The organism is Streptomyces omiyaensis (assembly GCF_014650895.1).
GTDB lineage: Bacteria > Actinomycetota > Actinomycetes > Streptomycetales > Streptomycetaceae > Streptomyces > Streptomyces omiyaensis.
In genome coordinates this window covers 111,966-128,216 of sequence record NZ_BMVV01000016.1, presented here as the reverse complement: position 1 = coordinate 128,216, position 16,251 = coordinate 111,966, and the positions used below count along the sequence as shown (strand labels likewise).

The 16,251-nt window shown below is 76.6% G+C and carries 4 protein-coding genes; 3 read left to right on the top strand and 1 reads right to left on the bottom strand.

The features are described 5' to 3' along the window. Positions 1-55: 55 nt before the first annotated feature. The 3 genes from IE287_RS24810 to IE287_RS24800 all read left to right on the top strand — a co-directional run bounded on the left by IE287_RS24810 (position 56) and on the right by IE287_RS24800 (position 3,351). Positions 56-319 carry a DUF7683 domain-containing protein gene (locus IE287_RS24810; RefSeq protein WP_189851382.1) on the top strand — a complete coding sequence of 88 codons (264 nt, stop codon included), beginning with the start codon at positions 56-58 and terminating at the stop codon, positions 317-319. A 377-nt stretch (positions 320-696) separates the two neighbouring features. After that, positions 697-2,526, top strand: coding sequence for an FG-GAP-like repeat-containing protein (locus IE287_RS24805; RefSeq protein ID WP_189851381.1), 1,830 nt, complete (start codon positions 697-699; stop codon positions 2,524-2,526). 177 nt (positions 2,527-2,703) lie between these two features. Continuing rightward, a complete protein-coding gene (locus IE287_RS24800) occupies positions 2,704-3,351 on the top strand; it encodes a T6SS immunity protein Tdi1 domain-containing protein (protein ID WP_189851380.1) in 648 nt (215 codons plus the stop codon). Between the two features lie 184 nt (positions 3,352-3,535). Here the strand turns inward: IE287_RS24800 and IE287_RS24795 are convergent, their stop codons facing one another. Continuing rightward, positions 3,536-16,147, bottom strand: coding sequence for a non-ribosomal peptide synthetase/type I polyketide synthase (locus IE287_RS24795; protein ID WP_189851379.1), 12,612 nt, complete (start codon positions 16,145-16,147; stop codon positions 3,536-3,538). Positions 16,148-16,251 lie beyond the last annotated feature (104 nt).

The following is a 16,251-nucleotide window of genomic DNA, read 5'->3' as shown; positions in this document are numbered from 1 at the left end:
GTTGCGCGCCGCCTCCCGGACCGTCGTGCAAGGAATGAGGATCTACCCTGTGATCATGAACGAGGAAGCCCCGCAGGGCGTCGTCTGGTTCCTGGAGGGGTTCAGCAAGCAGGACGAGTTCCTGCGCACCCGACATCCCGTCACCCCGGAGCAGATCTCCAGGCTGCGCGAGGTGATCACCCCCGACGAGGACGATCCCTGGATGCAGTACTGCTACGACGTGCCCCTGTCCGTCTGGCCCGCGGTGGAGGAGATCCTGCGGTGCGGTCCGCCCGATCCCGGTCTGGACTACCAGACGGGCAGTTACGCGGCGGATTGACGTGACGGCCCCGGTGCCGTCGCCAGGACGCACCGGGGTCCGCGCACGGCGAAGGCCCGTTCCCCGGGCCGGCCGAGGCGTCCGCGGGGACGCCCCGGCCTCGCCGTCCCCACAGGACCCTGCCTCGCGGGCGGGGGACGACCTCCCCCGGCCCGCCACCGCACCCGGCCCGCCACCGCACCCGCGGTGGCGGGCCGGTCCGTTCGGGGCGGACCCCCTGCGGAGGGGCGGCGCCGGGCGAGGCCGCGAGTGCCGCCGGGGCCCGTGCCCGCGCAGTGCGGCGGCAGGGCGAACCGTGACGACAGCACCCTGAAGCCCACGAGATCGTGCACGCGTTATCTTGTGGATCTTTCTCTCGACACTCCACGGGGACCTTCATGAAACGAACCGCATGGTGGCGCGTGCCGACGGCCGCCCTGGCCGCCGCGCTGACCGCTCTGGCGCCGACGCCACCCCAGGCGCGGGCGGACGTGGTCGGACCCTCGACAGCGCCCCAGGTCAGAGCCGTCACCTACAACCTCTGCGGCAGCGGGGCCACCACCGGCTGCGACCCCTCCGCGGAAGCCAACGAGGTGCGCTACGGGAAGATCCTCGACGAGACGGCGCCCACGGGCTGGGGCGCCGGCCACGTCTCCCTCGTCGAGGTCTGCAGGTACCAGTTCGACCAGCTCGCCGTCCGCCTGGGGGAGTCCTTCGCCGGCCACTACGTCTCCACGGCGAGACTCGCACCCGGACGGTGCGCGAACCCGCTCGACCCCGCCGACAGCGCCAACGGCGACTACGGCATGGCCGTTCTCGTACGGGGCGAGGAAATCGACCGCACGGTCATCGAGCTCGACACCGCCGCCGAGATCAACGCCCAGCTGGGAATCACCGACCCCGCGAAACTGGTGACCGAGGACATCCGGGTCCCCTGCCTGAAGACCCTCACCAGCAGCGGACCGGTCTGGACGTGCTCCGTCCACCTCTTCTGGGGAACGCCCGGCGCCGCGGGCAAGTACGTCATGGACGAGGAAGCGGCGCTCCTCGCCCGGCGAGCCGCGCTCTGGGAGGACGAAGGGACCCCCGTCATCCTCGCCGGCGACTTCAACACCTCACCGTGGACCACCGTCCTCAGCCACCTCTACGCCCCCGCCGCCGGCGAGAACGCCACCGGCCGGTTCCTCGAGGCGGACGAGACCGACCCCGACCACTTCACCGGGCACCTCCCCGACGCCCCCGCCTGCCCCGCGGGGGCCCCGCCCTGCCGCCGAGGAGAGATCACCTACCTCGCCAAGGGGAAACCCGCATCCGGCCAGAAGAAGATCGACTACGTCTTCTTCGGCTCGAAGTTCTTCCGCAACCCCGTCGGCGACGCGCTCCCCGACGTCGACGACCCCCACCCCGGCACCTGGGTCTCCGACCACGTCCCCCTGCGGGGCGCGGCCGAATGGATCTGCGGACCCTCCGACACGACCGACCGCTCCGTCCTGCGCAGGGGAGCGAAAGGCGTCCTGTTCCGCCACGCGCTCGACTCCGCCGCCCTCCCCGGAACCACCGCCCCCACCCTGGGCAGGGAATGCAGGGTCGGTACCGGCTGGAACGCGCTCCCGCTCGTCACCCGCCAGGGAACCGACCTCCTGGGCGTCGACACCACCGGCACCCTCTGGCGCTACAAGCGCACACCGGACGGAACCTACTCCGGCTCCGGGGACAACCGCGAGAAGATCGGCTCGGGCTTCACCGGCCTCAACCTCCTGCTCGCCCCCGGCGACTTCGACGGAGACGCACAGGCCACCCCGGACCTCCTGGGCCGCGACGCCCAAGGCGTCCTCCGGCTCTACCGCGGCACCGGCACCGGCTACGCCCCCGGCGAGCCGATCGGCACCAACTGGAACATCTATCCCACCCTCGTCGCCCCCGGAGACTTCGCCGGCGACGCCCACCCCGACCTGCTCGGCATCGACGCCACCGGAAACCTCTACCTCTACACCGGCACCGGAAGGCCCGGCCACTACGCCCAGCGCACGAGCATCGGCAAAGGCTGGAACACCTACAACACCCTGACCACCCCCGGTGACGTCAACGGCGACCACAAGCCGGACCTGATCGGCCGCGACACCACGGGCGCCACGTGGTTCTACTCCGGCACCGGGACCGCCCCCTACTACACCCCCCGCAGACGGATCACCGACGGCACCCTCCCGCCCGGCCACCTCATCCTGTGACCCCGACGCCCCGCCCCGCCCTGTCGCCCGCTCCTCGGGGGCGTTCCCGAAAAGGGGCGGACACTGGACCGTCCGGTCGATCGCGGGCCCGGTGCGCAGAAGCACGCAGCGGGTCGGGAAGCCCGGCCCGCTGCCGGGTGACACCATCGGCAGGGTCGAGATCGAGTAGGAGCGGACATGTCCCTGGAGATCCTCCTCCGCCGCTTCCCGGTGACGGGAACGGCGGATCCAACGGCCTCCGGCGAGGGCGGCGGTCACCCCGTGCCCGCCACCCTCGCCGGTCTGTTCGAGCGGGCGGCGGGGAGCGTCCTCGCGGACGGCTTCCTGCGGTTCCACACCCCCGGGTCGGCCCGGGAGTCGTACGAGGCCTGCGCCCGCCTGATCGAGGGCATCGAGGGGCGCTACTACCCCTTCGCCTTCGACTGGACGGGCCGCGAGCTGCTCTTCGACATCCGCGACCCCGAGGCCAGGCCCCGCTACGTCATCGCGGTCGACCCGGCCGAGGGCGAGCACTTCACCACGGGCCTGACCATCGACGAGTTCTTCGAGGCCGCGGCCGACGAGGACGAGGACGCCCTGGCCTTCCCCTTCTTCCGGGAATGGCGGGAGGCCGACCCCGGCGCCGGACCGCTGGGCTTCGGCCAGGTGGTCGGCTACCGGGTGCCGCTGGCCCTGGGCGGCCCGGACGAGGTCGCGAACATGGAGGTCACCGACCGGCGGGTGTACTTCGAACTGTGCACCCAGCTCGCCCTCCGGCTCCGCGACCTGCCCGAGGACACCCGGATCGACGGAGCGGCCGCCGCACCCCCGGAGCCGGAAGCCTGAGAGCCGTGCCCGGCACCGGCACGAACGGGCCGCTCGCCCCCGCGAGGGGAGGCGGCGGCCCGGAGGTCCGGGCGTGCGACGCCGCCCCCCGGCCGGCCGGTCGGCCGGGGCGCCGGCCCGGCCCGCGTACGTCCTTCCCCGGGGCGACGCGGGCCGTGGCCGGCCGGGGCAGCGGTGCCGTCGGTCAGGGGGCGTCCTTCGCGCCGGTGGTCACGGGGCCGGGCAGGGGCAGCGCGAGCGGTTCCAGGACGTGGCCGAGCAGATGGAGGGGGCCGGCGGTGACCCCGGCTCTCTCCACGGCCCGCCAGTAGGCCAGCGCCGTGGGGCCGTCGACCAGCCCCCGCACCAGCGGCACGTCCGCGCCGGACGCGTGCAGCAGGGACTCCGCACGGCAGGACGCCAGCGTGCCGGCGATCCCGTACGCGGCCGCGGCCTCGGCGGCGGCGACCGCGGCGGGCAGCCCGTCCGCCAGGGTGCGCCGCGTGTCGCCGACCCTCAGCAGTCCCCCTCCGACGACGAGGACGTCCCCGCGTTCCCGCATCCGGGCGAGCGCGCGGCCGGTGTCGAAGCAGTGCGGGAAGCTGTCGTCCACGACGACGGTGCCGGGTCGCAGCCGGTCCGCGTCGATGAGGGCGCGGTGTCCGCTGACCGCCGCGACGATCAGCCCGGCCCCGTACACGGCGTCGGGCAGCTCCGGGTCGGAGACGCGGACGGCGACCTCCCCGGCGAGCCCGCGTTCCCGCAGCGTCCGGGCCAGCTCCCCGAGGCGGGGACCGCTGCCGGGCACGTCGCACAGCAGCAGCCGGGCGGGCGGGCGTTCGGCCAGGGCGAGCAGCAGGTCCAGTGACGAGGCGCCGATCGAGCCCAGTCCCACGACGGCCACCTCCAGGTCGGCCAGGTCCCGGCCGGTCGCGGCCAGCGCGGCGTGCACCGTGCGCACCACGGAGACGACGGTGGCCGCGTGCCCGGTGGTGACCCGCGCCGCCGCGGCCCGGTCGGCGCGCAGCACGTCGAAGCCGTAACCGGTCAGCGAAGGGATCATGCCGGCCAGGGAGACGCACCGGGCGCCGAGCGCGACGGCCGTGCGCACGGCCCGTACGGTGTGCTCGGGCAACGCCCGGTCTCCGGCCAGTTCGTCGGCGAACAACGGCAGGGCGACGAAGCCGGACCGGCCCAGCGGCGTGGAGGTCGTCTCCAGCAGCCGGGGACCGCCGTCCGGGAAGAGCAGACGGCGGATGTCCTCACGGGCCGAGGAGGTGTCCGGCAGTCCCGCGAGCCGGGCCAGCCGGGCGGGAGCGGGCAGATAGCCGACGAGCGCGGCATCCAGGTCCTGCCCCGCGGGGGGCGGGGTCCGCCGCGCGGGCCGGGGGACCGGGGGACGGCCGCCCGCCGTCGCCGCGGCGCGGACGATCCGGTCGCGCAGCCCCTCGGCGAACGCGGCGAGCGCGACCACGTCGAAGGCCGCCGCCGCGCCGCGCACGGTGACCCGCAGGCGGTCCCCGTCGGGTCGCGCCGCGAGGAACACGTCGGTACCGGCGGCGGGCGGGGTGAAGCCGCTCTCCTCGTCGTCGTCCCACCGCACGGCCAGGACGTCCCCGCCCCGCGGCCCGAGCGCGCCGAAGTCGAGGAAGGTGAAGAAGAACTGCGACGTCAGCGGCAGCCCGCTCGCGTCACGCGGGACGACGTCCTCGTGGAGGCGGGCGGCGACCGTCTCCTCCACCATCCGCCGGGTCCGGTGCGCGAAGTCTCCGGGCGCGGTACCGGTACCCGGGCCGAAGGGGCGGACCGCGACGGCGGTGGCGTACGGCCCGAAGACCCGGTGGATGTCGGGCAGGGGGTGGTCCCGCCCGGAGACGGCCACGCCGATGACCAGGTCCTCCTGGCCGGTGCGGGCGGCGAGCGCCTCGTGGTAGGCGCTGAGCAGCGGCGCGTAGAGGGTGGCGCCCGCGGCGGCGGCGGTCCTGCGGAGCGCCCCCGTGACGGCGGCGTCCAGGACGAAGCCGTGGGAGTGGAAGCCCGGTGACGGTGACGAGGCAGGGGAAGGGGAGGGTTCCGTCCCGGTCCGGTGGTCCGGTGCGGGTCGCAGGACCGGTTTGGCGTAGGGCGCGGACAGGGCCGCCCGCCGGCTTCGCGCACCGTCCTCCGTCTGCCCGTCCGCGGCGCGCTCGGCGAGGTGCCGCGCGAACGCGCGGAAGGTGCCGCGCAGTTCGGGCAGCGCGGGTGTCACGCCACGGCTCAGGGCGTCGTGCACGGTGGTCAGTTCACCGAGCAGCAGGGCGGCGCTGTACCCGTCGCCGATCACGTGGTGGGCGTGGACGACGAGGACGTGTTCGCGCGGGGTCAGGGTGAGCACCCGCAGCCTCAGCAGCGGCCAGGCCCACGGCTCGAAGCGGCGGCGCCGTTCGTCCTCGACCCGTTCCGCCAGCTCCCGCGGCCCCGACACGGTCGCGAAGTCGACCGGCAGGCGCAGCGACGCGGGCAGTTCCTGCTGCACCGGCGGCCGGGCCCCGGCCGGGAAGACCGTGCGCAGCATCGGATGCCGGGCCACCAGGGTGTCCACGGCCCGCTGGAACAGGTCCCGGTCGAGCGGACCGGTCAGCCGCAGCCGCGCCAGCCAGGCCGACCCGGTACCGGGGGAGAGGGCCTCGGCGAGCAGGAAACCACGCTGGCCGGGGGTGACCGGGTAGGGCGGCGTACCGGCCTGGTCCACGGCATCACGGTCGCCGTCGCCGTGGGCGGGCGCCCCGGTCTCGGCCCCGTCCACCGCGGCCGCCCCGTCCACCGCGGCGGCCAGCGCGGCCAGTGTGCGGTGCCGGTACACGGCGGTGGGCCGGGGCAGCGGGCCGCCGCCGTGCCGGGCGAGCCGGGCGAACACCTGGAGCGCCAGCAGCGAGTCACCGCCCAGCTCGAAGAAGTCGTCGTCCGGCCCGACCCGGTCGAGACCGAGCAGGTCGCACCAGATGCGTCCCAGCCGCTCCTCGGTGCCGCTGGTGCCGTGACTGCCGTGACTGCCACGAGTGCCATGGGTGCCGCCGGCGGGTCGCGGCGTGTCCGCCGCCGTCCCGCCCCGCGCCGCCGCGAGAGCCCGCCGGTCCACCTTGCCGGTGCCGGTCAGCGGGAAGGCGTCCAGAAGGGTGATGCGGGCCGGCACCATGTACGGCGGCAGCGACGCCGCCAGATGACGCCGCAGCGTCACCGCGTCCACGCCGGCGCCCCCGTCCCGGAGCACGACGAAGGCGGCCAGCCGCTCCTCCCCGGCCAGGACGACCGCCTGCGCGACGTCCGCGCGGGCGCGCAGCACGGCCTCCACCTCACCCGGCTCGACCCGGTGCCCCCGTATCTTCACCTGGTCGTCGAGACGGCCGACGAACCGCAGCGCGCCGTCGGCCAGCATCTCCACCCGGTCGCCGCTGCGGTACCAGCGGCGCCCCTCGCGCTCGGTGAACGCCTCCCGGGTGAGGCCGGGTTCGCCGAGGTAACCCGCGGACAGGCCGACGCCCCCGATCAGCAGCTCCCCGGTGCCGCCCGGGCCGAGCGCCCCGCCGTCGGGTCCGACGACGAGCAGCTCGGTGCCGGAGAGGGCACGGCCGATGGGGAGCGCGACGACCTCCTCGCCCGGCCGTTCGGTGACGACGTGGAAGGTGGCGTTGATGGTGGTCTCGGTGGGCCCGTAGAGGTTGACGACCGTCTGTCCCGGACCGAACAGGTCGTACCAGCGGCGCACCCGGTCCGCCCACAGGACCTCGCCGCCGACGTGGACGAGGCGCAGCGCGGACAGGTCGGGCAGCGGCTCGCCGCGCCGGACGAGGTCCTCCGCGGCGGTCAGCAGCCGCTCCCACAGGGACGGCACCGAACTCCACACGGTGATCCGGGCCCGGGCCACGTGCCGCAGCAGCAGCTCCGGATCGCGTACCAGGTCGCGGTCGGCGGTCACCACGGTGGCACCGGTCAGCAGCGGTGCGAGCAACTGCCGCACGGAGGCGTCGAAGCAGGGCGAGGAGGTGTTCGCGAGCCGGTCGCCGGGGCCGTACGCGAAGGTGCCGGAGGCCCAGTCGAGGTAGTTCTCCATGGCGCGGAAGGTGATGGGCACGGCCTTGGGGCGGCCGGTGGAGCCGGAGGTGAAGATGACGTAGGCCGTCGCGTCGGCGTCGGCCGCCTCGTCGGCTCCGTCCCCCGCCGTCCCGTCGTCCTCGGCCGTCCCGTCGTCCACTGCCGTCCCGTCGTCCGCGGCGGAGACCGGTGCGGCGACGGGGACGGCCGTCAGTCCGGCGAGCGCCCGCGCGGTGGCCTCGGTCCGGTCGTCGTGCACGACGACCCGCACTCCGCACCGGCCGGTCTGCTCCGCCAGGCGGGCCGCCGGGTACTCGGCGTCCAGCGGCACCCAGCCGGCGCCCGCCCGGAGGATGCCGACGACGGCGGTCACCGTGCCGGGGCCGGGAGTGGTGAGCATGCCCACCAGATCCCCCCGGCGCACGCCGTTCTCCCGGAGCCGCCGGGCGAGGGCGCCGGTGGCCGCCTCCAGGTCCCGGTAGGTCAGGGCGAGTCGGCCGTCGTCGACGGCGATCGCGTCGGGAGCGGCGCGGAACCGCTCCAGCAGCCCGCCGACCACGGTCGACCGGCCCGCGCCGGCCGGACCGGGCAGGGGGCCGGCGGGCGGGCCACCCGGCCGCCGCGGTTCCGTCAGCTCCGGTCGTTCAGGCTGTTCGGACGGCTCCGGCAGCTCCGGCCGTTCGGACGGCTCCCGCGCTTCCGCGGGCTCCCGCAGTCCGCGCAGCTCCTGCTCGAAGGCGGTGGCGAGACGGGCGACCGTCGCGGGGGTGAAGAGGCGTTCGGGGAAGTTCCAGGACAGCCGCAGCAGCGGCCCGTCCTCCCAGCAGAGCAGGCTCAGCCGGGTGGCGGCCGAGCCGGTGCCCGCGGCGGTGGGCCTCGCCCCGACCGGGCAGTCCGGGTCCAGGGCCGCGGGGAAGCGGGCGAAGCTGAAGCTCGCGGGGCTCACGGTACGCGGTCCCGGGAGGTCGCCGGGCAGCATCCGGGCCACGTCGAGGCTGCCGACCGTGGAGTGCCGCTCGCTGGCGAGCCAGGCCAGTCGCACGCGCTCGGCGAGGCGGGCGAGCGGTTCGTCCGGATCGGCCTCCAGCAGCAGCGGCAGGGTGTCGGCGAGGGGGCCGACCAGCCGGTCGAGTCCCGGCAGCCGCGTGTCGCGGCCCGCGCGGGCCACGTTGACGGCGAGCTCGCGCCGTCCGCTCCACCGGGCCAGGCAGCGGGCGTGGGCGGCGAGCAGGAGGTGGAAGAGGGAGACGTTCCAGCCGGCTGCCCGCTCGCGCAGGAGGGCGACGAGCTCCTCGTCCAGGACGCGGTGCTCGGCGACGAGCGGCCCGGGGTCCCCGTCGGGACCCGGACGGCCGTCGTACGGCAGGGTCATCGGGGAGCGGCCGCTCAGCCGGGCCGTCCAGTACGCGGTGTCCTCGGTGCGGACGGCGGGCCGCCCGCCCGTGGCGTGGGCGGCGAAGTCCGGGGCGGGCGGCAGCGCCGGGACGCGGCCCAGGGCGAGGTCGGTGTAGAGCGTCCAGAGTTCCGTGCACAGCACGTTGAGGCTGTAGCCGTCGGCGGCGACGTGGTGGACGGACAGGACCAGATGGGCCGTTCCGGCCCCCTCGGTCAGCAGCAGCGCCCGCAGGGGCGGTTCGCGGGTGAGGTCCAGGGGCCGGTTGGCCAGCTCCGTCTCCAGGGCTTCGAGGACCCCCTCGCCCTCGGGGCACGGCCGCGTCTCGAACCACGCGGCGGTGTCGGCGCCCGCCGTCACCGTCTGGTGGGGCAGGGGGAAGGGGCCGCCGTCCCCGGTGCCGCCGTCCTGTCCGACCCGCACGCGCAGCATGCCGTGCCGCTCGGCGAGCGCACCGAGGGCGCGGCGCAGCAGGCCGGGGTCGAGGGGCCCGCGGACGGTCTGCCGCACCCAGCCGCGGGCAGGTGTCCCGGGGTGGAGGACGCTGCTGGTGTACAGGGCCAGCTGGACGGGGGTGAGGGGGAACGGCGCGCCCTGCGCGGCGTTGCCCGTGGGGGCGCCCATGGCGGTGGTGCCCTCCGTGCCGGCTGCCCGGGCGGTGCTCCCGTCCGAGCCGGACGCGAGGGTCGCGTCGAGGTGGACGCAGAGCTCCCGCACCGTCCGGTACTCGAAGAAGAGCGTGGCCGGCAGCTCCCGGCCCAGTGCCCCTTCCAGCCGCCGGACCAGGTCGACCGCGGTGAGCGAGTCGAGCCCGAGGGAGAGGAAGGCCGCGTCCTCGTCGACCGTTTCGGCGGGAAGGCGGAGCGCCTCGGCCAGCAGGGTGCGCACGAGGGCACGGGTGCCGGCCGCGGTGTCCGGGGCGGGGGCCTGTCCCCGGGGAAGGAGCACCGGCGACTCGGGACCGCCGCCGCCGGGGCCGCGGACGGCGGGCGCGGCAGGGACCACAGGGACGGCAGGGGTGAGGGGGACGGCGGGGCTGACAGGGGTGAGGGGGACAGCCGGCCCGGCGGGGTCGGAGAGGTCGGCGAGCACCAGCTGTGCGGCGTCGACCGCGCAGGCCGCCCGTACGGCACGCAGCGCTTCGCCCGGTGCGAGCGGCGTGCCGCCGGCACGCAGGGGTACGCGCTCCGCCGCCGCGGCGGCGAGCCCCGTACCGGCGACGGCGCCGAGGTTCAGCGCGAGCCAGCGGCGGCCCGCGGCACGCTCGGCCGCCGCGAAGGCGTCGAGGGAGGCGTTGGCGGCGGCGTAGTCGCCGAGCGCGCCCGCGGCGCCGGGGAGGAGGGAGGCCACCGAGGAGAAGGCCACGCACAGCGCCGGGCGGTGCCCGTGACGGCGCAGGGCACGGGCCAGCGACCGGGTGCCGAGGGTCTTGGCGGCCAGGGAACGGCCGGTGTCGTCCCGGCCGGTGCCGCGCAACGATCCGGGCACGGCCACCCCCGCCAGATGGAACACGACGTCGAACGCCGGGACCTCGGAGAGCACGGCGTCGAGCCGTCCTTCGTCGGTGACGTCGGCCTGCCGGTAGCGGGCGTCGGCGCCGAGTGCGCCGAGCTCCGCGAGCAGCGCGGCCGGGGGCAGCGGGGAGCGGCCGACGAGGACGAGGGTGGGCCGGCCGCGCCCGGCGAGGTCCCGGGCGAGCGCGGAGCCGAGACCGCCCGCGCCACCGGTGATGAGGTAGACGCCGTCCGCGGGCAACGGGCCCGCCTGGTCGCCCCGGTCCGCCGAGGCGTCGTGGGGCAGGGGCTCGATCCCCCGGCGCAGCCGCGTACCCCCGCGCCAGGCGACCACGGCCACCTCGCCGCCCGCCGCGCCCTGCTCGGCCCGCTCGATCCGCTCGGCCTGTTCGGCCCGCTCGGCCCCCTCGGTCAACTCGGCCAGGACGAAGGCAAGCCGTCGCTCCGGCGTCTCCTCCGAGGACAGGTCGGCGCAGACCAGCTCCGCGCCCCCGCTCTCCGCCGGGAACGCGAGCGCGAGACCGGTGAGCAGGGCCTGCCCGGGCCGCGGTACCGCCTCGCCCTCCGCGCCGGTGCGGTGCGCGTCCTCGGTGAGCAGCAGCAGGCGTTTCGCCCCGGCCCGGTCGAACAGCCGGAGCGTGTCCCGGAACGCGGCCGCGGCGTCCGGGCCGGTGTCGTCGTCCGCCCGCCGCGCGAGGTGGACGACGGTGTGCGCGGGCTCCGATCCCGCCCCGGCCACCGGCACCCCGTGCTCGGCCAGCCGCGCGGACAGCTCCCGCACCGCCTCGCCGTCGGGCCCGGATACCAGCGTGACCGGAGCCGGCCGGACCGGCCCCGGGGCGCCGGGGAGCGGTGCGGGCACCCAGACGACCCGGTGCAGCAGTCGGGCGGCGTCCGGGCCGGGCCAGTGGGGCCGCCGCTGGAAGGGATAGGTGGGCAGGGGCACGCGGCGCCCCGCCGGTGCGAGCGCGGCGTGATCGACGGCGACGCCGCGCGTCCACAGCCGGGCGACGGTGTGCAGCAGCGCGTCCCGGCCCCCGCCCTCCTTCCCGTGCCGTGCGGGCAGGGCGGAGAGCGCGACCGGCGCCGGGCCGGGCCGCCCGACGGCGGCCAGGCGCACGGCCCCCGGCAGATCGGTGCCGGGCCCGATCTCCAGGAAGGTGTCGAAGCCGTCCTCGACCAGTCGTCGTGCCGCGGCCCCGAACAGCACCGGCGCCAGCGCGTGCCGACGCCAGTGGGAGGCGTCGGGAGCCGGTGCCCAGTCGCCCGTGAGGGTGCTCAGCAACGGCACCCGCGCGGTCCCCGGAGACAGGGCGCGGGCGGCGTCGTACAGCGCCCGCGCGGCCGGTTCCATCAGCGGTGAGTGGAAGGCGCGCGTGACGTGGAGCCGATGCGCGGTGACGCCCCGCCCCGTCAGCTCGGCCACGGCGTCCTCGACGGCGCGCACGGTACCGGACAGCACCAGCCGGCCGGGGGCGTTGCGGGCCGCGACGGCGAGCGCGCCGTCCGACGCGGCGACCAGGGCGTCCACGGTGTCGTCGGCCCCGCGCACGGCGGCCATCGCGCCCCGCCCGGTCAGCTCGGCGAGGAGCCGGCCCCGCTCGGCGGCGAAGCGGACGGTGTCGGACAGCTCCAGCAGACCGGCCGCGCAGGCGGCGGCCAGTTCGCCGACGCTGTGACCGGTGACGGCGTCCGGAACGACGCCCCAGGCCCCCAGCTGACGGGTGAGCGCCACGGCGAAGGCGACCAGGACGGGCTGGGTGACCTCGGTCCGCGCCAGGTCGGCCGGGTCGACGCCGGGGTCGGTGCACCAGTCGGTCAGGGTGCGGCCGTGGAGCGGACCGAGGCACGCGGACGCCTCGTCGAGGGTGTGCCGGAACACGGGCGCGGTGGCGTACAGACCCGCCGCCATGCCCGGTCGCTGGGCGCCCTGGCCGGGGAAGAGGAAGGCGAGACGGGGGCGCGCGCGGACGGTGCCGGCGGACACGCCCGGCGCGGTGGGCAGCTGCTCGACAGGGGCGCCCGTCGCCGTCGCCGACCGGTTGCCGGTGTGACCCGGCGCCGTGGCCGTCGCCGGCCGGTCGGTGCCGCGGTCCGCCGCGGCGAGGCCGGCCAGCCGTGTCCGTACGTCGCCGTCGCAGACGAGCGCGAGCCGGTGGGGGCCGGCGTCGCGGGAGGTCCCCGAGGTCAGGCACAGGTCGGCCTCGGTGATCTCCGGATGGGCGGCCAGATGGGCCGACAGGTCCCGTACCGCGGTGCGCAGTGCGGGTGGCGTGGCGGCGGAGAGCGTGAGGAGGTGGGGTCCGTCCGCCGGCCGGTCGGGGGTCGTACGGCGGGCCGGCGCGGGCGCCTGCTCCAGCACGGCGTGCGCGTTGGTGCCTCCGAAGCCGAAGGCGTTGATGCCGGCGACGAGCGGACCCCCCGAGGGGGGCGCGGGCCAGGGGACGAGACGGCCGGGCACCCGGAACCCGGATCCGGCGACCGGTGCGGCGGGCGGATCGGCGTGCAGCGAGGGCGGGACCTGCCCGTGGCCCAGCGCCAGCACCACCTTGACCAGACCGGGCAGCGCGGCCGCGTTCAGCAGGTGGCCGATGTTGGACTTGGCCGAGCCCAGCAGCCGCGCGCGTCCGTCGGGCAGGGGCGGGAAGGCGTGCGCGAGCGACGCCAGTTCGACCGGGTCGCCGAGGGCCGTGCCGGTGCCGTGCGCCTCGACGTACGTCACCTCGGCCGGGTCGACGGCCGCGGCGGCGTGGGCGGCGGTGACGACCTCGCGCTGGCGGGCGGGGTTGGGCGCCAGCAGGCTCAGCGAGGTGCCGTCGTTGTTGACGGCGGTGCCGCGGACCACGGCGAGCAGGTCGTCGCCGGCCCGCCGGGCGTCCGCCGCCCGCCGCAGGACGAGCACCGCACCGCCCTCGCCGGGCACGAAGCCGTCCGCGCCGACGCCGAACGCGCGGCTCCGGCCGGTCGGCGACAGGGCCTGCGCGGCGTGCAGCGCGCGGTGCGCGGTCGGGGTGAGGTGGAGGTTGACGCCGCCGACGAGGGCGATGTCGCACTCGCCGTCCGCGAGGCTGCGGCGGGCCAGGTGGAGGGCGACCAGGGCGGAGGAGCAGGCGGTGTCCACGACCAGGGCCGGACCGTCCAGGTCGAAGCTCTGCGCGATCCGGGCGGCGAGGAGGTTGGGCAGGTTCCCGGTCAGCGCGGCGGGCGGCAGTCCCGCGCCGTCCCGGCGGGCCGCCCGCTCCAGCAGGTCCCGGTAGCCGCTGTCCCCGGCCGTCGTGAACACGCCGATGCGGTGGCCGCGACGACGCTCACCGGCGTACCCGGCCCGCTCCAGGGCCTCGTGCGCCAGCTCCAGCAGCAGCCGGGCCTGCGGGTCGAGGGCGTGCGCCTCCTCGTCGCCGATCCCGAAACGCGCGGAGTCGAAGCCCGCCGGGTCCTTCAGGAAGGCCCCCCACCGGGCCTCGGGCAGCTCCTCGCCCTCCCAGCGGTGCGGCGGTACGGGGGTGACGAGGTCCCGTCCTTCGGCGAGCAGCCGCCAGTACTCCTCGGGGGTCGCGGCTCCCGGGAGGCGGCAGGCGAGACCGACCACGGCGAGCGTGCCGTCCGCCTGCCGGCCGGACGCGCCGGAGCCTTCCGCCCCCGCGCCCTCACCCGGCCGCGTCCCGGCCCGTTCCTCCGCTTCCGGCCGCGGCCCCGTTCCGGCGAACAGGCGATCGACGACCTCGGCCACCGTGTCCGCCCCCTCGCGCAGCACCGCCACCTCCAGCCGCCGGCCGAAGGCGTCCTCCAGTGCGGCCAGCAGCTCCATCGCCTTCAGCGAGGTGCCGCCGAGCGCCCGGAACGGCGTATGCGCGCCGATCCGCTCCACGGGCAGTCCCAGCACCCCGGCCCACACCTCGCGCACCGCCCGTTCGGCCGCCGCCCGCGACCGGGGCACGCCCCGTCCGTCCGTTCCGCGCCCGGCCGGAGCCGCCACCGCCCCGCCCGGCGTGCGGGTGACGACACGGGCGTAGCGGCCCGCCTCGAAGCGGTCCCGCAGCACGTGGCGGCGTATCTTGCCGCTGGTGGTGCGGGGGAACCGGCCGGGAGGCAGGGCGACGACCCGCACGTCGTCGTGGAAGAGGGCCTCGCCCACCCGGTCCGCGACCCGCCGCAGCACCTCGTCGGCCGAGCGCGGCGGACGGGCCCAGGCGACGCACACCAGCACGCGCTCGCGGCCGGTGGCGGGGTCGGTGGAGCCCACCACCGCGGCGGTTCCGGGCGGCAGCCCGGGCGTGCCGGCGGCGACCTCCTCCAGGTCGGCGGCGTGGAACTTCAGCCCGTTCAGGAAGAGGACGTCCTTGTGCCGGCCGCTGACGCACAGCCGCCCGTCCCGCAGGAAGCCCAGGTCGCCGGTGCGCAGCCAGCCCTCGGCCGTGAAGGCCGAGGCGGTGGCGTCGGGCAGCCCCCGGTAGCCGCGGGCGAGCTGCGGCCCGCGCACCTCGACGTGTCCCACGCGGCGGTCCCCGAGCACCCGTCCGCCGTCACCGACGATCCGCACGGAGCAGCCGGGCACGGGGTGGCCGAGGTCCATGAGTTCGACGACGTCACCGGCCGTACCGGCGGTACCGGCGGTACCGGCCGGGTCAAGGGCCCCGGAAACCCGGGAAGTCCGGGCACCCTCGGAGGACTCGGAGGCCCTGGTAACCCCGGAAGTCCCGGAGACCCCGGTATCCCCGGAGGCCCCGGCAATCCCGGAGACCTCCACCACCCGGCCGCGGCCGAGCGCCCCCCGGTCCACCGCCAGCGGTACGGCGATCTCGCCCGGCGGGGGGAACGTCACGGCGAGGGTCGCCTCGGCCAGCCCGTAGACGGGCTGGAGGGCGTGCGCCTCCAGTCCCGCGCGCCGCGTGCGGCGGACGAAATCGCGCCAGACGGAGGCGGAGATCGGTTCGGCCCCGACGACCACCCGGCGCACGCTGCTGAGGTCGAAGCGGGCCATGTCCGCGTCCGGTATCCGCCGGACGGCCAGCGCGAGCGCGAAGTTGGCGGCCGACAGGTGCGTGGCGCGGTGGGCGGTGGCCGTCTCGAACCAGAGACCCGGCCGCCGGGCGAACGCCAGGGGCCCGATCTTGACCTGCCGCGCACGGGCGGCGAGCGGGGCGAGATGCGTGCCGATCAGACCCATGTCGTGGAAGTACGGCATCCAGCTCACCACCACGTCGGCCTCGCCCAGATCGGACACGGCCACGATCTGGCGCAGGTTGGCCGTCACCGCCGCGTGGGTGAGTTCGACGCCCTTGGGCTGTCCGGTGCTGCCCGAGGAGAACTGCACGAACGCCAGGTCGTCCGGCCCGCACGGCACGGCCGTGCCGGGCCCGGCCGCGTCGGACGGCGGCGCACCGGGTCCGGTCCCCTCGGCCTCGGCCTCGGCCGCGTCCGGTGCGCCGCCGTCCGGCAGTCCGTCCACCCGGAGCACGACCGCCTCCGCCCCGGCGGGCAGGCCGCGCGCCACCTCTTCGCCCGCCGCGTCCACGAACAGCGGCGGCCGGCCCAGGTGCTCCCACACCGGCCCCACCCGGCGGGCGTCCGCGGCGAGCGGGACCGGGACCAGCCCGGCACCGATCAGCCCCCAGAACATCACCTGGAAGTCCTCGCTCCGCTCGGCGAGCAGGGGAACGCAGGTGCCGGGCTCCACCCCGGTCGCCCGCAACCCGCCGGCGACCCGCAGGGCGTCGGCCAGCAACTGCCGGTACGTCACGGCCAGCTCGGTCCCATCGCCGCGCACGTGCACCGTCAGCTGCTCGGGGGCCTCCCGGACGGCGTCCAGCAGGACGTTCCAGAGGGTGTCATCGCTCATGTCGTCTGCTCACACCGATTCGAAGGGGACCGTGCCACGGGCGGCGCTCCGCGCGCGGGTCCGCGCGAAGGAGCCGAGCCGTGCGGCAGGGCGGGAGGGGCCGG